The organism is Micromonospora sp. NPDC003241 (genome assembly GCF_053589795.1).
Window position 1 is genome coordinate 156,766 of sequence record NZ_JBSFSO010000008.1, and the last position, 20,535, is coordinate 177,300.

The 20,535-nt window shown below is 72.1% G+C and carries 23 protein-coding genes; 10 read left to right on the top strand and 13 right to left on the bottom strand.

Annotated features, from left to right (window positions below; translation table 11 throughout):
- Positions 1–371 precede the first annotated feature (371 nt).
- Positions 372–1,427, bottom strand: coding sequence for a hypothetical protein (locus ACWDVW_RS09665; protein ID WP_449946447.1), 1,056 nt, complete (start codon positions 1,425–1,427; stop codon positions 372–374).
- A 16-nt stretch (positions 1,428–1,443) separates the two neighbouring features.
- Positions 1,444–1,983 carry a hypothetical protein gene (locus ACWDVW_RS09670; RefSeq protein ID WP_449946449.1) on the bottom strand — a complete coding sequence of 180 codons (540 nt, stop codon included), beginning with the start codon at positions 1,981–1,983 and terminating at the stop codon, positions 1,444–1,446.
- A gap of 182 nt (positions 1,984–2,165) precedes the next feature.
- On the opposite strand from ACWDVW_RS09670, the gene ACWDVW_RS09675 reads away from it, so the two are divergent.
- Positions 2,166–3,266, top strand: a complete 1,101-nt coding sequence (locus ACWDVW_RS09675; RefSeq protein WP_449946451.1) for an L-dopachrome tautomerase-related protein — start codon at positions 2,166–2,168, stop codon at positions 3,264–3,266.
- Between the two features lie 7 nt (positions 3,267–3,273).
- Here the strand turns inward: ACWDVW_RS09675 and ACWDVW_RS09680 are convergent, their stop codons facing one another.
- Genes ACWDVW_RS09680 through ACWDVW_RS09690 form a run of 3 tightly spaced genes read right to left on the bottom strand, consistent with a single transcriptional unit; the run spans position 3,274 to position 5,710 of the window.
- Positions 3,274–3,888 carry a copper resistance CopC family protein gene (locus tag ACWDVW_RS09680; RefSeq protein ID WP_449946452.1) on the bottom strand — a complete coding sequence of 205 codons (615 nt, stop codon included), beginning with the start codon at positions 3,886–3,888 and terminating at the stop codon, positions 3,274–3,276.
- Between the two features lie 17 nt (positions 3,889–3,905).
- The gene (locus tag ACWDVW_RS09685) at positions 3,906–5,123 is read right to left on the bottom strand and encodes a Dyp-type peroxidase (RefSeq protein ID WP_449946453.1); all 1,218 of its coding nucleotides are present in this window, start codon (positions 5,121–5,123) and stop codon (positions 3,906–3,908) included.
- Positions 5,120–5,710 (bottom strand): copper chaperone PCu(A)C, encoded by a 591-nt coding sequence (locus ACWDVW_RS09690; RefSeq protein WP_449946455.1) that lies wholly within the window; start codon positions 5,708–5,710, stop codon positions 5,120–5,122. The genes ACWDVW_RS09685 and ACWDVW_RS09690 overlap by 4 nt, the downstream gene beginning before the upstream one ends.
- 192 nt (positions 5,711–5,902) lie before the next feature.
- Here ACWDVW_RS09690 and ACWDVW_RS09695 point away from each other — a divergent pair, with 192 nt between their 5' ends.
- The 4 genes from ACWDVW_RS09695 to ACWDVW_RS09710 are packed head-to-tail and all read left to right on the top strand — an operon-like array spanning position 5,903 to position 9,005.
- Positions 5,903–6,328: a TOBE domain-containing protein gene (locus ACWDVW_RS09695; protein WP_449946457.1), complete on the top strand. Its 426-nt coding sequence runs from the start codon at positions 5,903–5,905 to the stop codon at positions 6,326–6,328.
- Positions 6,325–7,098 carry a molybdate ABC transporter substrate-binding protein gene (modA, locus tag ACWDVW_RS09700; RefSeq protein ID WP_449946459.1) on the top strand — a complete coding sequence of 258 codons (774 nt, stop codon included), beginning with the start codon at positions 6,325–6,327 and terminating at the stop codon, positions 7,096–7,098. The genes ACWDVW_RS09695 and modA overlap by 4 nt, the downstream gene beginning before the upstream one ends.
- A gap of 12 nt (positions 7,099–7,110) precedes the next feature.
- On the top strand, positions 7,111–7,911 hold the full coding sequence (locus tag ACWDVW_RS09705; RefSeq protein ID WP_350696079.1) for an ABC transporter permease: 801 nt from the start codon (positions 7,111–7,113) through the stop codon (positions 7,909–7,911).
- Entirely contained in the window at positions 7,908–9,005 is a 1,098-nt protein-coding gene (locus tag ACWDVW_RS09710; RefSeq protein WP_449946461.1) for an ABC transporter ATP-binding protein, read from the top strand. The genes ACWDVW_RS09705 and ACWDVW_RS09710 overlap by 4 nt, the downstream gene beginning before the upstream one ends.
- Here the strand turns inward: ACWDVW_RS09710 and ACWDVW_RS09715 are convergent.
- The 4 genes from ACWDVW_RS09715 to ACWDVW_RS09730 form a co-directional block, all read right to left on the bottom strand.
- Complete coding sequence (locus ACWDVW_RS09715) at positions 8,984–11,161, bottom strand: HAD-IC family P-type ATPase (protein WP_449946463.1); 2,178 nt, start codon at positions 11,159–11,161, stop codon at positions 8,984–8,986. The genes ACWDVW_RS09710 and ACWDVW_RS09715 overlap by 22 nt on opposite strands.
- A 112-nt stretch (positions 11,162–11,273) precedes the next feature.
- Positions 11,274–11,510 (bottom strand): preprotein translocase YidC, encoded by a 237-nt coding sequence (locus ACWDVW_RS09720; RefSeq protein WP_449946465.1) that lies wholly within the window; start codon positions 11,508–11,510, stop codon positions 11,274–11,276.
- A 59-nt stretch (positions 11,511–11,569) separates the two neighbouring features.
- Complete coding sequence (locus ACWDVW_RS09725; RefSeq protein ID WP_131051346.1) at positions 11,570–11,692, bottom strand: 50S ribosomal protein L36; 123 nt, start codon at positions 11,690–11,692, stop codon at positions 11,570–11,572.
- 175 nt (positions 11,693–11,867) lie between these two features.
- Positions 11,868–12,554: a hypothetical protein gene (locus ACWDVW_RS09730; protein WP_449946467.1), complete on the bottom strand. Its 687-nt coding sequence runs from the start codon at positions 12,552–12,554 to the stop codon at positions 11,868–11,870.
- A 190-nt stretch (positions 12,555–12,744) separates the two neighbouring features.
- Here ACWDVW_RS09730 and ACWDVW_RS09735 point away from each other — a divergent pair, with 190 nt between their 5' ends.
- Positions 12,745–13,368 carry a TetR/AcrR family transcriptional regulator gene (locus ACWDVW_RS09735; protein WP_449946468.1) on the top strand — a complete coding sequence of 208 codons (624 nt, stop codon included), beginning with the start codon at positions 12,745–12,747 and terminating at the stop codon, positions 13,366–13,368.
- A 101-nt stretch (positions 13,369–13,469) separates the two neighbouring features.
- Here ACWDVW_RS09735 and ACWDVW_RS09740 read toward each other — a convergent pair whose 3' ends face one another.
- Together ACWDVW_RS09740 and ACWDVW_RS09745 are read right to left on the bottom strand one after the other, a co-directional pair.
- Positions 13,470–14,138 carry a response regulator gene (locus ACWDVW_RS09740; protein WP_396740965.1) on the bottom strand — a complete coding sequence of 223 codons (669 nt, stop codon included), beginning with the start codon at positions 14,136–14,138 and terminating at the stop codon, positions 13,470–13,472.
- Positions 14,135–15,391, bottom strand: a complete 1,257-nt coding sequence (locus ACWDVW_RS09745; RefSeq protein WP_449946469.1) for a sensor histidine kinase — start codon at positions 15,389–15,391, stop codon at positions 14,135–14,137. Before ACWDVW_RS09745 ends, ACWDVW_RS09740 begins: the two co-directional genes overlap by 4 nt.
- 141 nt (positions 15,392–15,532) lie before the next feature.
- On the opposite strand from ACWDVW_RS09745, the gene ACWDVW_RS09750 reads away from it, so the two are divergent.
- The 4 genes from ACWDVW_RS09750 (at position 15,533) to ACWDVW_RS09765 (ending at position 18,816) form a co-directional block, all read left to right on the top strand.
- Positions 15,533–16,306 carry an ABC transporter ATP-binding protein gene (locus ACWDVW_RS09750; RefSeq protein WP_449946470.1) on the top strand — a complete coding sequence of 258 codons (774 nt, stop codon included), beginning with the start codon at positions 15,533–15,535 and terminating at the stop codon, positions 16,304–16,306.
- Positions 16,303–17,640 (top strand): hypothetical protein, encoded by a 1,338-nt coding sequence (locus ACWDVW_RS09755; protein WP_449946471.1) that lies wholly within the window; start codon positions 16,303–16,305, stop codon positions 17,638–17,640. Before ACWDVW_RS09750 ends, ACWDVW_RS09755 begins: the two co-directional genes overlap by 4 nt.
- Positions 17,637–18,215: a hypothetical protein gene (locus ACWDVW_RS09760; protein WP_449946472.1), complete on the top strand. Its 579-nt coding sequence runs from the start codon at positions 17,637–17,639 to the stop codon at positions 18,213–18,215. The genes ACWDVW_RS09755 and ACWDVW_RS09760 overlap by 4 nt, the downstream gene beginning before the upstream one ends.
- Positions 18,216–18,303: 88 nt before the next feature.
- Entirely contained in the window at positions 18,304–18,816 is a 513-nt protein-coding gene (locus ACWDVW_RS09765; RefSeq protein ID WP_449946474.1) for a hypothetical protein, read from the top strand.
- Between the two features lie 445 nt (positions 18,817–19,261).
- Here ACWDVW_RS09765 and ACWDVW_RS09770 read toward each other — a convergent pair whose 3' ends face one another.
- Complete coding sequence (locus tag ACWDVW_RS09770) at positions 19,262–19,900, bottom strand: nucleotidyl transferase AbiEii/AbiGii toxin family protein (RefSeq protein WP_449946476.1); 639 nt, start codon at positions 19,898–19,900, stop codon at positions 19,262–19,264.
- A gap of 2 nt (positions 19,901–19,902) precedes the next feature.
- A complete protein-coding gene (locus tag ACWDVW_RS09775) occupies positions 19,903–20,469 on the bottom strand; it encodes a hypothetical protein (RefSeq protein WP_449946478.1) in 567 nt (188 codons plus the stop codon).
- Positions 20,470–20,535 lie beyond the last annotated feature (66 nt).

Sequence of the window (20,535 nt, forward strand, 5' to 3'; positions counted from 1 at the left end):
GACCTCGTCGCCGCGCCGCCGCCAGGTCGCCCGCGCCGCGCCAGGTGTCCCGCGTCCGCCGCGCCGTGCCGCCGTGCCCGTCGCGCCGTGCCGCCGTGCCCGCCGCGCCACCGCCGCCTCGCCTCGCCGCCGCCTCGCCGCGCCGATCACGGAGTTGTGGCCCCCGCATATGTAGCGAAAGCTGACAAATCAAGAGCCGCAACTCCATGATCGACGGTCACAACTCCATGATCGCGAAGGGGTGGCGGTTTCGCGGAGGGTCGGGGGATCGCGGAGGCCGGGGACATCGTGTGGGCCGGGGACGCCTTGGAGGGCCCGGCGGGCTCGTGCCGTGCCGTGTCGGGTGCCGGGGCGGCGCGGGTGGTGGGTGATCAGTCGAACGGGCCTACCCGGCGGGTCGGGACCGTGAGGGCGCGGCGGCGGGCGAGGTGCCAGGCGCCGAGTGCGCCGACGGCGGCCACCGCGACCAGGGTGCCGAGGGTGTAGGGCAGCCACGTGGACGAACTGTCCATCGTGGCGCGGGTGCCGACCGGCAGGGTGATCCGCCCGTCGGCGGTACGCTCCACCACGCCGCTGACCAGGGCCAGTCTCGCGGTCCAGACGCCGGCCGGCAGGGACTCGTTCACCTCGATGCGGACCTGTCCGCTCTGTCCGGGCAGGATGGTCACCCCGTTGGTCACCTTGAACGGCCCTGCCCGGATCGAGTCCTTGGTCAGGCGCAGTGTGCCGGTCATGTCCAACGCCCGACCGCCGGTGTTGGTCACCCGCGCGGTCACCACCGGGAACTCACCGGTGCCGGGCTCGGCGGCCACCTCGTCGATGCGGAAGTCGGTCGGCGGTTCGCCGCCCGGGCCGACGTCGAGATAGAGCCGGATGCCCACCCGGTGCACCTGGATGACGTTGTCGCCCTGTCGCGGTTCGCTGGAGACCTGTGCCCAGATGGCCGCGTACCGCTCGCCCTTGGACGCGGTCCGGGGCACCTCGACGTCGACCTCGACCGGCGCGCGTTCGCCCGGAGCGAGGTCGAGAACGGTGGCGCCGAGGCTGATCCAGTCGCTCAGCTCGTTGCTCTCGCGTCCCTCCGGGACGGCGAAGGCGTTGTTCTCGATGGCCGCGGCCCCGGCGTACAGCTCGATCTGCTGTCGCTCGGGCGACTCGTTGCTGACCTCGACCCGGCGGCTGATCGTGGCGCCGGGCTTGAGGTGGTCGATGATGTAGACCCGGGCCCGGGGGTCCTCGGCCCGCTTGGCGGGGATGTCCATCAGGCGGATGCCGATGCCGTCCCGCGAGGCGGCCTGTGCGTGCTGCGGCGCGGCGATGGCCTGTACGTGCTGTGGCGCGGCGATGGCCTGTACGTGCTCCTGCGCGGCAACGGCCGGAGCCGCCGGCACTCCGAGCGCCACGAGGGCGACGGAGGCCAGCGGCACCAGCCGGCCGAGGAGCCTAGGCCACCGAATGTGTCACCGTCCCGCGATAGGTGCCCTGCACCGTGCCGGGCGGGATGTTCACCACCAGGGTGGGGTTCCAGGTGGCGAAGTTGTTGCCGGTGCCGCCGGTCTTGCTGAACGCGGTCCGCGGCACGTTGATGATCTGCTGGCTGGCCTGGTTCGGCTGGCCGGGCGTGAAGGTGCCGGTGCCGGCCGTGGCCGTGGCCGGGCCCGACCAGTAGCTGACGTTGATGTTCGGGATGGTCTCGCCGGAGCTGCCGCCGCCGGTGGTGAAGTCGGTCGAGATGACCGTGGCGGTCCAGTTCGGGGTGAGCGATCCGCGCTGGTCGAGCACCGTGACCGGCCCCAGCAGACCGGAGACCGAGCTGCCCTCGACGCCGTGGCCGATGTTCGCCGTCGCGGGGACGGTGATCGACAGGCCGCCGGCGGCGTCGACGGTCAGCGTGACGATGGTGTCCTCCGCGAGGGCGGGTGCGGCGAACGCGGTGGACGCGGCCACACCCGCCAGGGCGGCGGCGAGGAATCTCTTTCGCATCAAGGCTCCTTCGGTACTGCGGTGACTGGTGGAGGCGGCATGTGAAGGATATGAGGCGAATAATCCCGTAACAGGCAAGTTGAGGAGTCGAGACCCTAATGGGTTAGAAGTCCGTTTGATTGGCGCGTTTGCCCCCGTCGGCCCCGGGAACGGGAACCGGCACCGACAGTCAGGAGCAGGGCATGAGTCAACCGGTGACGGACGAGCCCGTCGGCGAACTGGAACTGGTCCACGCGTTCACCGGGCCGATGCCGACCGGGGTGAGCGTGTCGCACACCGGCCGGATCTTCGTCAACTTTCCCCGCTGGGGCGACGAGGTCCCCGCCACGGTGGTCGAGCTGCGCGACGGTGCGGAGGTGCCGTACCCGGACCCGGAATGGAACCGGCCGGCTGGCGACGACGACGCGGGGGCGTTCGTCTCGGTGCAGAGCATCGTGGTCGATCCGGCCGACCGGCTCTGGGTGCTCGACACCGGCAGCCCGATGTTCCAGCCGACCCGTCCCGGCGGTCCCAAACTCGTCCGCGTCGACCTGGCCACCGACACGGTCGCCCAGGTGATCACCTTTCCGCCGGACGTGGCGCTGCCCACCACCTACCTCAACGACGTACGGTTCGACCTGCGACGCGGTGCCGCCGGGATCGCGTACGTCACCGACTCGGCGGTCGCCGGGGCGAACGGGATCATCGTGGTGGACCTCGACACGGGCGCCTCGTGGCGGCGACTGCACGAGCACCCGTCCACCAAACCGGAGCCGCTGTCCCGCTTCCGGCCGGTGGTGGAGGGCCGCCCGTTCCTGGAGCGGCCGGCGGACGGGCCGCCGAAACCGGTCACCATCGGTTCGGACGGCATCGCCATCTCCGCCGACGGGACCCGGCTCTACTACTGCGCCCTCGCCTCACGCCAGTGGTACAGCGTGGCCACCGAGGCCCTCGTGGATGTCTCCCTCGGCGAGGACGAGGTGGCGGCCACGGTGCGGCACGAGGGCGACAAGGGCACCGGGTCGGACGGCCTGGAGAGCGACGACGCCGGCCGGATCTACCTGACCTCGTACGAGCACAACGCGGTGCTCCGCCGTCGCCGGGACGGCGGCTACGAGACGGTGGTGCACGATCCCCGCCTGCTCTGGCCGGACACCATGTCGGTGGCCGTCGACGGGCACCTCTACGTGACCGCGAACCAACTCCACCGGCAGGCCACCTACCACCGGGGCGAGGACCTACGCCGCAAGCCGTACGCGCTGTTCCGTACCCGGATCGACGCCGGGCCGGTGCTGTTGCGCTGAGCCGGGCTCACTGCCCGACGGCGCGGCGACGGCGCAGCAGGAACACCGCCGCACCGATCGCCAGGATGACCAGCACCCCGGCGCCGACCAGCAGCCCCACCGGGGCCGAATCGTCGTCGGTGCCGCTCGCGGCGGGGCTGGCGGAGACGGTCGGCTCGCCGGTCGGCTCCGCCGACGGCGTGGTCTCGGTCGGCTCCGGGCTCGGCGTGGGGGTCGGCTCGGCGGTGGCGGTCGGGTCGGCCACGGTGAACTCGTACGACCCCTGCACCGGGTGCCCGTCGGCGGAGACGATCCGGTACGCCACCGTGTAGACGCCGTTGACCAGCGGCTCGTCGATGGTGATCGTGCCCTTGGTGCCGTCCACCTCCGGCTCGCTGGTGGCCACCTTCTCCTTGTCCGCGTCACTGAGCGTGATCGTGGTGTAGTCCGGGTTCAGTCGCTGGAGGAACTGGAGGGTGACCTTGGTCGGCGCCTTGGTGACCTCGGCGTCCTGCGCCGGGGTGGCCTTGGTCAGCACGTTGTGCGCGTACGCGGGGGAGGCGGGCGTGGCCAGCAGCGTCGTGGCGGCCAGCAACGAGGCGGCCAGCGCGGCGGTGACCCGGTGGCGGAGGCGGGTGGACATGCGGGTGATTCTCCTCGTCAGTCGAGCAGTTGCCGGCCGATCCAGCCGTCCTCCGGGCACCCCGGCGGGACGGCGAAGACGGCGGATCCGATCGGGGTGACCCACTCGTTGAGCAGGTCCCGCTCGGCGAGCCGCCGCTGGATGGGCAGGAACTGGCGGTCGATGTCGGCCTGGTAGGAGGCGAAGATCAGTCCGCTGTCGGCGGTGCCGTCGGCGGCCGGTGTTCCATCGTAGTTGTAGGGGCGGCGGAGGATCCGGAACCGGTCGTCGGTGACGTGCGCCCGGGTGACGTGGGAGAAGTCCGGCATCACGGTGAGCCCGTCCGGGCCGAGGGCGGCGAAGTCCGGCTCGTCGTGCTCGTCTGCCCCGGTCAGCGGCGCGCCGTCGCCCAGTCGCCGGCCGACGGCCAGTTCCCGGTCGACGCGTCCGAGCAGGTCCCAGGTCTCCAGGTCCATGCTGATCCGCCGCACCACCAGCGTGGTGCCGTGCCGCAGCCAGTCCGGGCCGTCGGGCACCCAGACCGCAGTCTCGACGGGGACGCCCGGCTTCGGGTTGGCGGTGCCGTCGAGCTGGCCGAACAGGTTGCGTTGGGTCCGGCCCGGCTCGGCACCGGCGGCCCGCCGGAAACCCTGCTGGACCCAGCGGACGGTGGCGAACGGACGGCTGTCCTTGACCAGCACCCGCTGGGCGTGCGCGACCGTGATCGGGTCGTCGGCGCACACCTGGATCAGCAGGTCCCCGCCGGACCAGCGGGGTTGCAGCCGGTCGATCCGGAACGCGGGCAGGTCGGCGACCGAGGGCGGGCGGCGGTCGTCGAGGCCGGCGGCGGTGAACAGACCCGGGCCGAAGCCGAAGGTGACGGTGAGCCGAGCGGGCAGCAGGCCCAGTTCGGGCTCGGTGTCGGCGAGCGCCGGTCTGCCCTGGGTGAGCCGGGCGGCGTCGTCGGAGAGCAGTCGCAGCATCCGGCCGAGGGCGGCCCGGTCGGTGCCGGGGCGCAGGGTGAAGGCGACGAACGCCGCGTGCGCCTGGGGTTCGGTGGTGATCCCGGACTGGTGTACGCCGTGGAACGGCTCGACCGCCGCGCCGACGGTGACCGCCACCGGCTCGGGGCGTACCGCCGGTGGGTCGTCCCGGCCGGCGGCGACGGCGGCGGCACCGGCCAGCGTGCCCCCGGCGGCCAGGGCGCCGCCGGTGAGCAGTCCGCGCCGGCTCACCGGCCGACGGGTCGGGGTCACGACGCCGGGCTGGGGGAGGTGTGCGGCATCGGCTCGCCGTGCCCCGGTGCGTAGCTCTCCTGCGCGCCGGTGAACGGCTTGGCCACGGCGGTGAACGTCTGGGTCCGGCCGTCGGCGAAGGTGAGCGTGATGCTCAGCTCGTCACCGGCCTTGACCGGTGCGGCCAGGTTCATCAGCATCAGGTGGTCGCCGCCGGGCTCCAACTTGTGCTCGCCACCGGCCTTGATCACCACACCGCCGGTCTTGGCCTGCATGACCATCGTGCCGTCCCGCATGGCCATCTCGTGCACCTCCATCGGGGAGACCTCGGTGCTGGCGCCGGTCAGGGTGACGTCGGTGGTGCCGTCGTTGACCAGCGTGGCGAACGCCGCGGTCATGCCGTCGTCGGCGGCCTTGACCCACGGGTCGCGTACGCCCAGCACGCCGGCGGCCTCGCTCGACGCGGCGGCGGCCGGGGTAGCCGACGGGCCGGGGGTGGCGGTCGACGCGTCGTCGGACGAGCCGCAGCCGGCGACGGCGGCGGCCAGGACGACGCCGGTGAGCAGGAGTGCCGGGCGGACGAGCCGGCGGGAGGCGGTGCTGGGCATGGGCTTCCCCTCGATGAGCGATCTCGTGAGCTTGGTCGGCTCCGACGCGTCGGAAGTTCCGGACCGCGAGGTAACCCGGATCACGGTCGGCCGCCGGATGCGGCAGGTTCGGCCGGGATCGGGCAAGAGTCATCGTGGATGCGGCCGTGATCGGGTCTATCGGGCCGCACCTGCGGCCGTTACGATCCGTCCGTGACGATGTTCCGGATGGGTGAGGCGGCCGAGTTGCTCGGGGTCAGCGTCGACACCATGCGCCGCTGGGTGGACGGCGGTCGGCTCACCGCGAGCCGCGACGAGCACGGACACCGGGTGATCGACGGCGTCGAGCTGGCCGCGTTCGTCCGCGCCCAGGCCGCCGAACCCGGTGGGCGGGCCGACGAGTCCTCGGCGCGCAACCGGCTGCGCGGCGTCGTCACCGCCGTGGTCAAGGACGCGGTGATGGCCCAGGTCGACATCCAGGCCGGTCCGTTCCGGCTGGTCTCGCTGATGAGCCGGGAAGCGGTCGACCACCTCGGCCTGGAGGTCGGGTCGGTGGCGGAAGCAGTGATCAAGTCGACGACCGTCGTGGTGGAGAAGCCCGCCGTGCCGGCCGGCAGCAGAGGAAGGGCCCACTCGTGAGAGCAGTACGTCTCCTGGCCGCGGTCACCGCACTCGCACTGCTCGGCGGATGCGCCGAGGACGCCGCAGACCCGCCGGTCGGCGGAAACGGGATCGGCGGTGAGCTGACCGTCTTCGCCGCCGCGTCACTGACCGAGTCGTTCACCCGGATCGGGCGGGACTTCGAGGCGGCCCACGAGGGCGTGAAGGTCACGTTCAGCTTCGCCGGCAGCTCCGCGCTGGCCACCCAGATCAACCAGGGCGCACCCGCCGACGTGTTCGCCTCCGCCGCCCCCGCCCCGATGGCCACCGTCACCGAGGCGGGCAACGGCGACGGTGAGCCGGTCACCTTCGTCCGCAACCAGCTCGTCATCGCCGTACCCGAGGGCAACCCCGACCGGGTGACCGGGCTGAGCGATCTGACCAGACCCGGCGCGAAGGTGGCCCTCTGCGCCGAGCAGGTGCCGTGCGGGGCGGCGGCGCGGACGGTGCTGGACGCGGCGGGTGTGGCGCTCACCCCGGTCACCCTGGAACAGGACGTGAAGGCCGCGTTGTCCAAGGTGCGGCTGGGCGAGGTGGACGCCGCGCTGGTCTACCGGACCGACGCGCGGGCCGCCGACGCGGACGTCGACGGCGTCGAGTTCCCCGAGTCGGCCGGGGCGATCAACGACTACCCGATCTTGGTGCTCAAGGAGGCCCGCAACGCGACGACCGCGCGGGCCTTCGTGGAGTACGTCCGCTCCGACACCGGGCAGACCGTGCTCACCGAGGCCGGATTCCAGGCGCCGTAGTCGGTGACCAGCGTGCCCACCCGTACCCGGCGCACCGGGCGGATTCCGATCGCCCTGCTGGTGCCCGCGACGCTCGGGATGGTCTTCCTGGTGCTGCCGCTGGTCGGGCTGCTGGCCCGGACACCGTGGAGCACGCTGCCGCAGCGACTCACCGAACCGGGCGTGCTGACCGCGTTGCGGCTGTCGGTGCAGACCGCCTCGCTGGCCACCCTGCTCTGTCTGGTCCTCGGCATCCCGCTGGCCTGGCTGCTGGCCCGGGTGTCGTTCCCCGGCCGCCGGGTGGTGCGCGCTCTGATCACCGTGCCGCTGGTGCTGCCTCCGGTGGTCGGCGGTGTGGCGCTGCTGCTGGTCTTCGGTCGGCGCGGGCTGGTCGGCTCCTGGTTGGACAGCACGTTCGGCATCACGCTGCCGTTCACCACCACGGCGGTGGTGCTCGCCGAGGCGTTCGTGGCCATGCCCTTCCTGATCATCGCGGTGGAGGGGGCGTTACGTGGCGCGGACACCCGGTACGAGGAGGCCGCCGCCACGCTCGGTGCCGGCCGGTGGACCACCTTCACCCACGTCACGTTGCCGCTCGTCGCGCCCGGCATCGCGGCCGGGGCGGTGCTCTGCTGGGCCCGTGCGCTCGGCGAGTTCGGTGCCACCATCACCTTCGCCGGCAACTATCCCGGCCGGACACAGACCATGCCGTTGGCCGTCTATCTGGCGCTGGAGACCGACCTGGAGGCCGCGATCGTGCTCAGCCTGATCCTGCTCACCGTCTCCGTCGTGATCCTGGCCTGCCTGCGCGACCGGTGGATCAGCTCGCCATGACCGCCTCGCCACCGACACCGGCCGCCGGGTCGCCGCTGCTCGACGCCCACCTGACCGTGGCGCGGGGCGAGTTCCGGCTGGACCTGCCGCTGACCATCGGCCCCGGTGAGGTGGTCGCGCTGCTCGGGCCCAACGGGGCCGGCAAGACCACGGCGTTGCGTACCCTCGCCGGGCTGCTCCCGCTCTCGGCCGGACACCTCACCCTGGACGGCCGCGACCTCGACGACCCGGAGCGGCGGATCTGGACCCCACCCGAGCGGCGGTCCGTCGGCGTGGTGTTCCAGGACTACCTGCTCTTTCCGCACCTCACCGCGTTGGACAACATCGCGTTCGGCCCGCGTCGGCAGGGCCTCAACCGTCGGCAGGCCCGCAGCCGGGCCGCCGACTGGCTGGCCCGGATGGGGTTGACCGCACACGCCGGGCACAAGCCCCGGCAGCTCTCCGGCGGGCAGGCCCAGCGGGTCGCCCTGGCCCGGGCGCTGGCGGTGGAACCGGCGCTGTTGCTCCTCGACGAGCCGCTGGCCGCGCTCGACGCCGGGACCCGACTCGACACACGCGCCCAGTTGCAGCGGCACCTCGCCGCGCACACCGGAGCCACCCTGCTGGTGACGCACGACCCGCTCGACGCGCTGGTGCTCGCCGACCGGCTGGTCATCGTCGAGCACGGTGAGGTCGTGCAGGAGGGCAGCGCGGCCACCATCACCGCCCAGCCGCGCACCGACTACGTGGCCCGCCTGGTCGGCCTCAACCTGTACCGGGGGCAGGCCAGCGGGCATCAGGTCCGGCTCGCCGACGGGTTCCGGCTGACCGCCGGGGACCCACAGGACGGTGACGTGTTCGTGGCGTTCCCACCGTCCGCGGTGGCGCTGCATCCACGGCAGCCCGACGGCAGCCCGCGTAACACCTGGCCGGCCACCATCACCGGTGTGCAGCGGCACGGCGACAACCTGCGTATCCAGCTCGCCGGCCCGATCGAGGTGGCCGCCGACGTCACGCCGGCCGCCGCCGCGCAGCTCGCGCTCACCCCGGGCCAACCGGTGTGGGCTGCGGTCAAGGCCGCCGAGACCCGCGCCTACCCGGCCGCGCCGGTCTGATCCGGTGGCCGGAGCCGCGTACCCGTCTGGTCCTGCGGCCGGAGCCGGACCCGGCGCAGCAGTTGGGCGTTGAGCGCGACCACGATGGTGGAGGCGGACATCAGCACCGCCGCGACCGCCGGGCTCAGCGCCACTCCGGCCCAGGCCAGCACCCCGGCGGCGAGCGGCAGCGCGACCACGTTGTAGCCGGCGGCCCAGACCAGGTTCTGGATCATCTTCCGGTACGCGGCGCGGGACAGCCGGATCACTCCGGTCACGCCGCGCGGGTCGGAGGAGGCGAGCACCACCCCGGCCGACTCGATCGCCACGTCGGTACCCGCGCCGATCGCGATGCCCACGGTGGCGCGGGCCAGCGCCGGGGCGTCGTTCACCCCGTCACCGACCATCGCCACCCGCAGCCCGCGTCGGTGCAGGTCCGCCACCGTGTCGTCCTTGTCGGCCGGCAGCACCTCGGCGAAGACCTCGTCCTCGCCGGGTCGGAACCCGAGGTCGGCGGCGACCGCCTCGGCCACCGGACGGGCGTCACCCGTGATCATCACGATCTTCCGGATGCCCTGGGCGCGCAGGTCGGCGACGGCCTGCCGGGCCTCGGGGCGTACCTCGTCCTCCAGGGCCAGCGCACCCAGCACCCGGGCTCCGTCGTCCTGCACCCGCAGCAGGTGCAGCACCGCCGCGCCGCGATCGGACCAGTCCCGCTGCCGTCGGGCGAGATCGTCGGGCACGGTGACCCCGAACTCGCGCAGCAGCGCCGGCCCGCCGACCGCGTACGTCACGCCGTCCACCTCGGCGCGGACACCCCGGCCGGTCAGCGACCGGAATCCGGTCGCCGTCCGCCGGTCCGCCCGCCGCTCGGCAGCGACCACGATGGCCCGGGCCAGCGGATGCTCGCTGTCCGCCTCCACCGCCGCCGCGATGGCGAGTACGTCCCGCTCACCGTCACCGGTCCCGTCCGACCGGTCGCCTCCGGTGTCGCCGGGGCGGCGGCTCTCGACGTCGCCCGGCCGGCGGCTTCCGGCGTCGTCCGGGCGGTCGCTTCCGGCGTGGCCCGCCGCCGGGCCGTGTTCGTGGGTGGCGGCGACGTCGGTGACCACGTGTTCGCCCCGGGTCAGCGTGCCGGTCTTGTCGAACAGCACGGTGTCCACCGTGCGCATCCGCTCCAGCGCCAGCCGGTCCTTGACCAGGATGCCGCCCTTCGCGGCGACCGCCGTGGAGAGTGCGATCACCAGCGGGATGGCCAGGCCGAGCGCGTGCGGGCAGGCGATGACCAGCACCGTCACCGTACGGACGACCGCCTGGTCGAGGTTGCCGAGCACCGTCCACACCAGCAGGGTGACCAGGGCGGTGGCGGTGGCGATGTAGAACAACCACGCGGCGAACCGGTCGGCGAGCACCTGCGCCCGTCCGCTGGACTGCTGTGCCTGCGCCACCAGCCGTTGGATGCCGGCCAGCGCGGTGTCGTCGCCGACCGCGTCGACCCGTACCCGTAGTGCCGCGTCGGTGGCGACGGTGCCGGCCACCACCCGGTCGCCGGGCGAGCGGGACACCGGCCGCGACTCTCCGGTGATCATTGATTCGTCCAGCTCGGCCGCGCCGTCGACGATCTGCCCGTCCGCCGGCACCCGGCCGCCCGGCCGGACCAGGACCAGGTCGCCGACGCGCAGGTCGGCCACGGTGACCGCCTGCGGTCGGCCGTCCGGGTCGAGGCGTTCCGCGTCGTCGGGCAGCAACGCGGCCAGCGCCGACAGGGCGCCTCGGGCCTGGCCGATGGCCTTCATCTCCTGCCAGTGCCCGAGCAGCATGATGGTGACCAGGGCGGCCAGTTCCCACCAGAAGTCCAGGTCGAACGCGCCGAACGCGGTGGCCAGCGACGCCACGTACGCGACCGTGATCGCCATCGCGATCAACAGCATCATCCCGGGGGCGCGGTCCCGGAGCTCGCGTACCGCGCCCTGGAGGAAGGGCCAGCCGCCGTAGCCGAAGACCACCGTGCCGAGGACCGGCCCCACCAGGTCGACGCCGGGGAAGTCCAGCCGGTAACCGAACCAGTCCATCACCATCGGGCTGGTGAGCACGACGGGCACGGTCAGCGCCAGGCTCAGCCAGAACTTGCGGCGGAACGCCTCCGGATCGTGCCCGGCGTGCGTGTCGTGCTTCATGTGGCCGGCGTGCGTGTCGTGGCGGGCGTGCGGTTCGTGGCTGGCGTGCCTGTCGGGTGCGGCGTGCCCGGTGTCGTGGTGAGGGCCGTGCCGAGGCATCCGTCGGCTCGCGTCAGCGGGAGGCGTCGGGGTGTCCGGGCATGCTGGAGCCGCCGCCACTGCTGCCCGAGGAGCCGCCGGTCATCCCCGACCCGTTGTCCTCGGTCACCAGGTCCGGCCGTACGTCGGTGTCGTCCGGCGCGGGCACGTCGGTGTCCGCCTCGACCTGGACGAGCGGTACCTGACCGGCCTCGTCCTCGGCGTGGTCCGGATCGACCGGCTGCTCGCCGTCCCGCGCTCGGTAGCTCACGGTCGCCTCCTGTCGTACGGTGTCTGCACCGCCTTGTCGCTTTCGGGTGGCGGGGAACGTCAGCCCTGTCGGGCCTTCTGGCGCGGGTCCTTCTTGTTGACCACGACGACCTTGCCCCGACGGCGGACCACGATCGAGTTCATCTTCCGCGTCAACGACCGCAACGAACTCCTGACCTTCATCGTCCCTCCCGTCCCAGCGGGTGACCGCACGCGATGTCACGTGCCGTGCGACTCGTCTACCCGTACCGGCGGACGCCACACGCGGCACGCGGGCCGGGCGGGCGCGATCCGCCGCAAGTCGGTGCGGCGCGGCCTCGGTGGACAGCGCCGCGCAATCCTCGGCCACGGTGATCGGTCACAGGCCCTCTCTGCCGGTTGCCCAGTACGGCTTGGTGACGATGGCTCGCCGGGGGAGCACCTGGTGCTGGAGGAGGTGTCTGCGTTGGCGCTGCAGGGACTGCGCATGTCCGAGCAACAGGGCGCCGTCGATGCCGTCGAGGGTGCCGGCGTCGGTCGTTGCGTCCAGCCAGTGCTGTAGCGCGTCGCCCGGCAGTGGGGTGGCGGGGATGAAGTGGTGGCGGGGCCATCGCTGTGCGAGTGCCGCGACGGCGGCCGGCGGGACTTCGACGGCCACGAGGTGACCGGTGCGGTCATGGGTGAGGGCGTCGATCGTGCCGAGGGCGGAGCTGTCCCCGAGGTAGAGCCGCCGGGTCCCGGGCAGCCGTAAGGGGATGTGCCGGCCCGCCAGGATGGTGGTCTCGGCTCCTGCGCGCAGCTGCCTCGCCCAGGTCGTGCCCGGTCCGGTCGCGCGGGTGGCGACGAGCAGACCGATGCGGTCGGCGTGGCCGGGGTCGACGGTGCGGACGTTGTATCGACGGCTGCGGGTGGGAGTGACGCGGAACTGGAGTTCCTGGGTGGGGTGCCAGCCGCCGTGTGGTGGGTCGGCGCGCAGGCTCACGTCGAGGAAGCCGGGAAAGGGCTCGGTGACGTCTTCGACGCGGCCGGCGCGTCCGAGCAGGGCTTCGGCGATGGTTCCCAACACGGCTGGTGCTTTGGGCATGGATCTCTCACGTTCTCTCCGTCGGGTGGTGGCGTCGTGGCCGACCCGAAACCAAACTAAACGGTTCAGTCTGGCTAGACAAGACTGAACGGTATAGTTCAGAGCGCAGGCGGGTAGGGCACGACGATCACGAGGAGCGCGGTCCGTGGGCGCAGGTCAGAAGGAGAAGCCGATGCGGGAGAGGTCGGCGGCGAAGCGGAAGGCGGTCCTCGCGGCGGCGCGGGAACTGTTCGTCCGGCAGGGCGTCGATCGGGTGAGCATGGACGCCGTCGCGGCCGAGGCGAAGGTCTCCAAGGCCACCGTCTACGACTACTTCGGCGACAAGCGTCGCCTCTTCCTGGCCATCCTCGCGGACGCCTCCGAGTCGCTGCTGGCCTCCGCGCAGCGCGCCTTCGACGAGCACCTCTCCGCCGAGGTGCCGATCACCACGGTCGCCCGACTCGAACAGGCCATGACCGCACTGCTCGTCGACTTCGGCACGACGATGGTCGGCTCCGCCGACTACGCCGCCGCCTTCGCCCTCGCCGCCCAGGAGCGCCTGCGTACCCCCAGCGCCCGCGACGACGTGTCCACCGACGTGGCCGAGGAGCTGATGGCGGAGTACGTCGCCGGCTTCGCCGAGGCCGGTCTGCTGGAGACCGACGACCCGCGTCTGGCCACCGAGCACCTCTTCGCGCTGACCGTCCTGTTGGCCTACAACCAGCAGCCCGACCCGGCCCGCGTCGATCCCGACCGGGTCAGAAAGACCATGATCGACGGCGTACGCGCCTTCATCCGCGCCTACGGCGCGCGTTGATGTCCCTCCGCCGCCGCATGGTCGCGCTGCTCGTCAACGGACTATGGTCCGGCTGGGTGCCGCGCTGACCACCACGGGAGAACGGCCCCACGCGTTCTTCGTCAGAGCGGGGAGCAGACGTCGTTGCGCCACGCCCAGGCGGCGATCTCGACCCGGTTGCGAACGGCGAGTTTGCGCTGCACGTTGGCCAGGTGCGTCTTGACCGTCGACAGCGTCACGAAGAGCCGTCCGGCGATCTCGTCGTTGGTGTTCCCGTGCGCCACGAGTCGGACCACGGCCAGCTCGCGTTCGGTGAGCGGCTCGGTGGGCGGCGCCTCGGGCGTCTCGGGTTCGTCCCCCCGACGCGGCGCCAGGTGCGACAGCAGACGCACGGTCACCGCCGGCGAGATCAGCGAGGTCCCGGCGGCGGCCGCGCGGACCGCCTCCACCAGCAGGTTGGGTGAGGTGTCCTTGAGCAGGAATCCGCAGGCGCCGTTGCGGAGCGCCCGGTACACGTACTCGTCGAGGTCGAAGGTGGTGACGATGAGGACGTTGAGCGGGTTCCGGACGGCCGGACCGGCCAGCAGCCGGGTCGCTTCCAGGCCGTCGAGCTTCGGCATCCGGATGTCGAGCAGGCACACGTCGGGGCGCAGCCGGCGGGCCTGGTCCACGGCGGCCTCGCCGTCCGCCGCCTCGGCCACCACCTCGATGTCCGGCTGGGTGGTCAGGATCATGCGGAACGCCGTGCGGATCATGTCCTGGTCGTCGGCGAGCAGGAGCCGGATGGTCATGCGATCTCCTTCGCTTCGGCCCCGGCCTCGGGCCTGAACGGGCGGAACCGGCGTCGGCTGCCCGAAAGCCCCCCGTCGATCGGGAGGGTCGCGGTGACCTGCCATCCTGACCCGGCCGGCCCGGCCGAGAGTTCGCCCCCCGCAGCCCGTACCCGCTCGCCGAGGCCGGTCAGGCCGAAGCCACCGGCCGGCAACGGCGACCCGGCCGGCTTTCCGTCGTTGCGGATCGACACCTCGGCGAGATCGGGTCGGTCGGCCTGGACCCGGATCCGGATGTCGATTCGCGTCGCCCCGGTGGTGTGGCGCAGCACGTTCGTCAGCGCTTCCAACACCGTGTGATGTGCCGCATCGAGGGTGGCGTCGGGCAAGGTCCGGTGCGACAGCGCCTCGTCGACGGAGACGGTCGGGGTGGGGTGTCCGGGCGGCAGAGTGCTGGTGACAGCGGTGAGCATCTCGTCAAGTGTGCCGTGGGCGGGCGCGGGCGCCGACGTCTCGTCACGCAGGATGCCGACGAGCGTACGCATCGAGGTGAGCGCCTGACCGCCGGCCTGTTCGACACCGGCCAGCAGTTCGTCGAGATCCTCGGCGGACGGTGCGGCACCGGAACTCGTGACGAATCGGATGGCGCGCGTCTGCGCGACGATCGCGGTCACGTGGTGGGCGACGTAGTCGTGCAGGTCGCGGGCGTTGTCCATGCGCTCCGCCTGCCGGGCCAGCCGGTCGAGGTCGACCCGGCGGCGCTCCAGCAGGCGCAGATAGAGGCCGAGCAGCGCCAGGAACAGCACCCAGGCGGTCAGCGCGACGACGAGCACGTCACCGTACTGCGACATCGTTCCCGCGTTGACCGGATGGAGCAGGACCCGGGTCGGCAGCACGGCGATCGCGAGGATCGCCAGGGCGGCCGGACCTGCCGCGCGGCGGAGCGGATGTTGCATGACCAGGCGAATCACCGCCACCGAGAGCACGGCGAGTTCCACGATGCCGAAGGTGTGCTCCGGGCGCAGCGTCGGCACGAGCCCGAAGGCGGCCGAGACCGTGAGAGACACCGCCGCCGCCACGGCGAGTGCGATCGGGCGGGCCTCGGCCAGCAGCACCACGGCGACCGCGAGCAGCCCGCTGAGGATCAGGCCGAGCGTGGCGGGCAGGGTGGGACCGTCCAGCCCTTCGAGCACGACGAGGGTCGCCGCCACGACGGCGAGCAGCCCCGCCGTCACCCGCTGCGACCTGCGGGGGCCCGGAAAGATAACCAGCACGGAAGGCCACGGTACGACACCGGCGTCCGGGCGGCGTAGTTCTTTCGGCCGACTCCCCGCAGGGTCGCTCGGTAGCACGGCCGAGGTGTGTCCCCGCCTTGCCGTCGCACGATCGAAACCGCACCGAACAGACGAGCGGAGATGATCGTGGCAACGACAGTGCAGGCCGAGGGCCTGCGAGTGAGAACGGGCCGGTACGTGGCCGTCGACGGCGTCGACCTGGATCTGGGTGCCGGCGTCCACGGGCTGCTCGGCCCGAACGGCGCCGGCAAGACCACCCTGATCCGGGCGCTGGCGACCGTGCTGCCCCCGCACGAGGGCCGGCTCCGGTTGCTGGGGCAGTCGATGGACGGGCGGCCCGACCTGCGTGCGGTACGGCGCGGCCTGGGCTACCTGCCCCAGGAGTTCGGCTACTACCCGCGCTTCACGGTGTCCGAGTTCGTCGAGTACATGGCGTGGATCAAGGACGTGCCCGGCGGCCGGCGTCGCCGTGCCGTGCGCCACGCGATCGAGCGGGTCGGTCTGACCGACCGGGCCGACTCCCGGATGAAGGCGCTCTCCGGTGGCATGCTGCGGCGGGCCGGCATCGCCCAGGCGATCGTGAACGAGCCGGACCTGCTGCTGCTCGACGAGCCGACCGTGGGCCTCGACCCGCAGCAGCGGCTCGACTTCCGGGCCCTGCTGCGTGACCTCGGCGAACGCTCCTGTGTCGTGGTCTCGACCCACCTCGTCGAGGACGTGGCCGCCGCCTGCACCAGTGTCGTACTCGCCGACGCCGGGCGGATCGTGTTCCACGGGACCCCGGACGACATCGCGGCGGCCGGCGGTCCCGGCGACGCCGGGGACAGCCCGATCGAACGCGGCTACTCGGCGCTGATCGGGCGGCACCGCGCCGGACTGGTGGTGGCGCCGTGAACCGCATCCTCCGGATCGAGCTGCGCCGCTCCGACGCGCTTCTCGCGGGGGCCGTGACCGCCGCGCTCGGCGTGGCGGGACTCTACGTGCTCGCGTTCACCGGGCAGACCGCCCTCTGGGACCAGCAGTGGAATCTCCTCGCCGTCTTCCAGCGCATCATGCTGGTGATCCTCTGGCCGCTGGCGCTGGCGGCCGGCGCCTGGCAGGCCGGCCGGGACCGACGCCATAGGATCGAGGAGCTGCTCGGCACCACACCGGCGCCCCGCTGGCAACGCACCGGACCGTTCGCCGTGGTCACGGCGGCCTCCCTCGCTGCCGGTTTCCTTCTCGTCCTGGTCGGCGGGGCACCGAAGGTCGCGGCCGCCGCCGGTCACCCGGGCACCGGCTGGCCGGCGGTGACGCTGGTCGGCGTACTTGCCCTGGTGGCCGCCGGCTGGCTCGGCCTCGGCGTGGGCCGGCTGCTGCCGTACGCGTACACCCCTGCGGTCCTGGGTGTGGGCGGTCTCGCCGGACTTCTCGCGGCGATCGAGCTGACCCGGCCCAGCGAGGCCACGGACCCTGGGGCGGCCCTCCTGCTGCCGTTCTTCACCACCACGATCTCCGAGTTCGAGATGGTCGCCGGCGCGGTGAGCGCGGGCCAGGCCTGGTGGTTCGGCGGGTTGGCCGCCGGGGGACTGGTGCTGTTCCTCGCGAGGAACCCACTGGTACGGCTGCTCGCCGTCGCCCCACCGGCACTCGGACTGGCACTCGCCGCACCGATGCTGACCGTTCCCCTGGAGGAGGCGTTCCCGGTCGACCCGGCCGCCGTCGTCGAGGTCTGCACCACCGACGACGGGCCACGGGTCTGTGTCACCGCAGCCCACAGCCGGGAGCTGCCCGCTCTCGTCGCACCGGCCCGGGAAGCACTGCGCATGATGGCCACGCTGCCGGACGCGCCGACCTCGGTCCACGAGGCGGCACCCGGCCTCGACCGCCCACAGCCGGCCTCCGAGGTGTGGGTGGACACCGACAACCTCGGTGCCACCGAGGATCCCGCCGAGTTGACCGCCCGCATCCTAGCCGGTGCCGGTACCCCGCTCTGTGTCCGCGCCGACGACGACGCGTACCTCGACGTGCTGCGCGCCCGATCCGTGGCGGCCGCCTGGCTCCACGGCAGTCACCCGGTGCCCGGTCAGAGCCTCTTCGGGGAGGAACAGGCCGTTCGCGAGCAGATGTGGCAGACCTTCACCGCGTTGCCCGCCGACGAGCAGGTACGCCGGGTCGCCGCCGTACGTGCCGCAGGCCTGACCTGCGGTGACCAGGCCGCCGCCCTCGGCGTCGGAGCCGACCGGTGACGCCCGCGCTGCTGTTCCTGCGCTCGCGTGAGGTGCCAGGCGGGTTGCTGTTCGCGGTGCCGGCGATGGCCCTCCTCGCCTGGTTCGGCGCCGCGCAGACCCACCCCAGCCACGCCGTGACGACCGCCGCCCTCGCCCTGGCACTGGGCACGGCCGTTCTCGGGTACGGCCTGGGCGGGCCGGACGGCACCCTGGACGCGACCGCGGCGATCCGGTGGGCCCCGCACCGAGCGCTGCACCTGGCCGCGATCTTCGTGGTCGCATCCGCCGTGGTGACGGCCGTGACGACGGCGCCGGTCGGCATCGTCCTGCGGGACGCGGCCGGTTTCGTCGGGCTCGCCGCCTCGGCGGTGGTGCTGTTCGGTCGGCGACTGGCCTGGACGCTGCCGGTGGTCGTGGGTTGCGTGTCGGCCGCCATTCCCGCCGTCCCGGAGCCGTTCGCGCTGTACCTGCTCACCTGGGCGGGCCAACCGGCGGACAGTGTCGCGGCCCTGGTGACCGCAGGGGTCCTCGCGGTGACCGGCGTGAGCGCCTACGTGATCCGTGGTCCCCGCCGGATCAGCCCGGTCAGCTGATCCTGTTCCGCCCGTCGTCCGTCGTTTGTCGTCCGTCGGTCGATGGGCTGTTAGCTGGGGGACTCGCGATGCAGCGCATACTCGACGCGTGTCCTCCCAGCAGTACAAGAAGATGCGGCAGCGGTATGTGAGTATCGGCAGCGGGGAGCTCGTTTCCGTGGTGGTCTTCGCCGCAGTGGCATGGCGGGTCACACCACGATTTGCAGACCCGACAGATGTACGCGCTCTGTGGTCCGCGCTCGTTCCGCTCCTGCTGATCCTGATTCAAGGCGGGGCGTACTGGCTGCTCGCGCGTCGCTGGATCGGGACGGGCCACATGCCGCGCGGGCTCGCGGCGGTGTATCGCGTGTTTCGCGTGGTCGACGTGGCCATCCTGGCCGGCGGTCTGGTCGGGGTGCTCGTATGGCTCCCGGACTCCGTCGCCATAAGCGCCCTGGTGGTCGGAATCTGGCTGTTTGGTGTGCTCGAGTATGTGAACTACTTCGTGGTGAGGCTGAGCTACCCACCGCGCACCTGGTTCTCGCAGGTGGCTCGGGGACGCTCGCCACGGCTCGTCCAGGACCTGCACCGCAGCCGGCAGCAGCCGCCGCCGACCGCATGATGACCGTCGAGGCAGCACTGGCTGAGGCGCCCCTGCGGTGGTGATCCTCTCCGGCTCGTCTCGACTCCCCGTCGCCGGGTCCGCCCGGCGGCGCGCGGTCGGTGGGAGATCCACTGGTGGCGGTGCCAGCGGATCACCCCGGGAGCTTCCTGTGGGCGGCTGACAGCCACAGCCAAGCGGTGATGATCGTCCGGCCCTCGTAGCTCAGGGGATAGAGCATCGGTTTCCTAACACCGGTCGCTGCCCGTTTATGCAGGCCGATGACCGGCGGTTTTCCGCATTTTCCCCACGTTGGCCTGTCGCTTAGCGGCGCTGCTGTGATCTATTGCTGAAGCGGCGTTTGTCCTGGTCATTTTTGATTGGATCAAGAGTGCAGGGTGTCTTCCGAACGTCAACGGAGTGCCGCAGGATCAGTGGACCGAGCAGTGGTAAGTCGAGCGGATTTCTACTCGCCGAGCAGTTCGCGACGCCATTCGGCGAATCGGTTATGGAGATTGTCCAGCGCGTGGCCGGTGACGCCGTATTGGGCGAAGTCGTCGGGATCGAGCTGGGTGGCTTGTCCGAGAGCGTCGGCGAAGATGCGCGGATCGAAGCCACGGTCGGCGCGTTGCGCGAGAGCGAGAAGGGCGTCGCGGGTGTAGCGGCCGGATCGGAGTGTGGCGTCGATGTCGATGAAGTCCCGGGCGAACGCTCGTCCGTAGAGGGCGCTCATCTTGTTCGCGACCGCGTCGTCGGGGTGCAGGACCGGTCCAATCGCCATGAGGATCGGTTCGTTGGCGCGCCAGTCCACGCCGAGTTCGACCTTGGAAACCCGCGTACCGTCGGTGACGGCCAGCCGGGCGAAGGTGTCGTACTGCCGCTCGGTCTCGACGGTCAGGCCGTCGTCTCGATAGGCGTGCACGACGGCAACGACCGCGGCGGTGAACTCGTCGCGGCGGTCCCAGGCGGTGAACAGGTCGATGTCCTCGCTTGGTCGCTCGACGAGACCGGCGGCCTGGACCGCGTAGCCGCCGGCCAGCGCGAAGCCGTATCGATCGGCTGCCGCGAGTCCGGTACGGGCGAGGCGTTCGTGGAAGGGGTCCACCGCTATGCCGCGTTGCTGCGGGTGGCGGCGAGTTCGGGGAAGGCTTCTTCCCAGCGCTGGCGGAGTTGGGGTGGCAGCCAGAGGGTGGGCCAGAGCCGCCGGAGGAGGTCGGCGTCGAGCCAGGTGTTGAGATCCTCGACCGTGGCGGCTTCGGTGAGCACCACCTTGTACATGCTGGCCAGGCGTGCGGCCCGGTTTAGGTCGTACTCGGGGTGCCCGGACCAGTCGAGATGACGCGGAAGCGTCACCGTGCCATCGGTCGGGCCGTGCAGTTCGGCGAGGGTTTCGGCGATCACGTAGGGCTTCCGGTCGCCGTAGGGCCGGTAGTCCGCTGGCGGCTGGGGCGATGTCCGGCGCCGGCTGATGTTGGTCGCCCGTCGGACTTCCGGTCGTAGCGCCTGGCGTATCGTCTCCCGGCTGTATCCGGTGACCCGCTGCAGATCCACCGGCCGCCAGCCGGCCGCGTGAAACGCCCGTAGTCGCTCGTCCCGCTCGGTCAACGCAGCCGCGCGCGTCGCTTCGTACCGGGAGACCACCGCATGCAGCTCATCCTCGGAGAACCGGCCCATGCCCGTAGCCTACTACGCTAGGCCAAGCGCGCTTGGCCTCTTGTCGTATCCCCGTAGCCGGCGGGA

Bases quoted from the DNA above. Each gene is read 5' to 3' on its own strand.
- ACWDVW_RS09775 (WP_449946478.1), bottom strand. From the start codon at position 20,469: ATGGGCCGGTTCTCCGAGGATGAGCTGCATGCGGTGGTCTCCCGGTAC.
- ACWDVW_RS09690 (WP_449946455.1), bottom strand. From the start codon at position 5,710: ATGCCCAGCACCGCCTCCCGCCGGCTCGTCCGCCCGGCACTCCTGCTC.
- ACWDVW_RS09740 (WP_396740965.1), bottom strand. From the start codon at position 14,138: ATGACCATCCGGCTCCTGCTCGCCGACGACCAGGACATGATCCGCACG.
- ACWDVW_RS09735 (WP_449946468.1), top strand. From the start codon at position 12,745: ATGCGGGAGAGGTCGGCGGCGAAGCGGAAGGCGGTCCTCGCGGCGGCG.
- ACWDVW_RS09680 (WP_449946452.1), bottom strand. From the start codon at position 3,888: ATGTCCACCCGCCTCCGCCACCGGGTCACCGCCGCGCTGGCCGCCTCG.
- ACWDVW_RS09725 (WP_131051346.1), bottom strand. From the start codon at position 11,692: ATGAAGGTCAGGAGTTCGTTGCGGTCGTTGACGCGGAAGATGAACTCG.
- ACWDVW_RS09670 (WP_449946449.1), bottom strand. From the start codon at position 1,983: ATGCGAAAGAGATTCCTCGCCGCCGCCCTGGCGGGTGTGGCCGCGTCC.
- ACWDVW_RS09715 (WP_449946463.1), bottom strand. From the start codon at position 11,161: ATGAAGCACGACACGCACGCCGGGCACGATCCGGAGGCGTTCCGCCGC.
- ACWDVW_RS09710 (WP_449946461.1), top strand. From the start codon at position 7,908: ATGACCGCCTCGCCACCGACACCGGCCGCCGGGTCGCCGCTGCTCGAC.
- ACWDVW_RS09750 (WP_449946470.1), top strand. From the start codon at position 15,533: ATGATCGTGGCAACGACAGTGCAGGCCGAGGGCCTGCGAGTGAGAACG.
- ACWDVW_RS09675 (WP_449946451.1), top strand. From the start codon at position 2,166: ATGAGTCAACCGGTGACGGACGAGCCCGTCGGCGAACTGGAACTGGTC.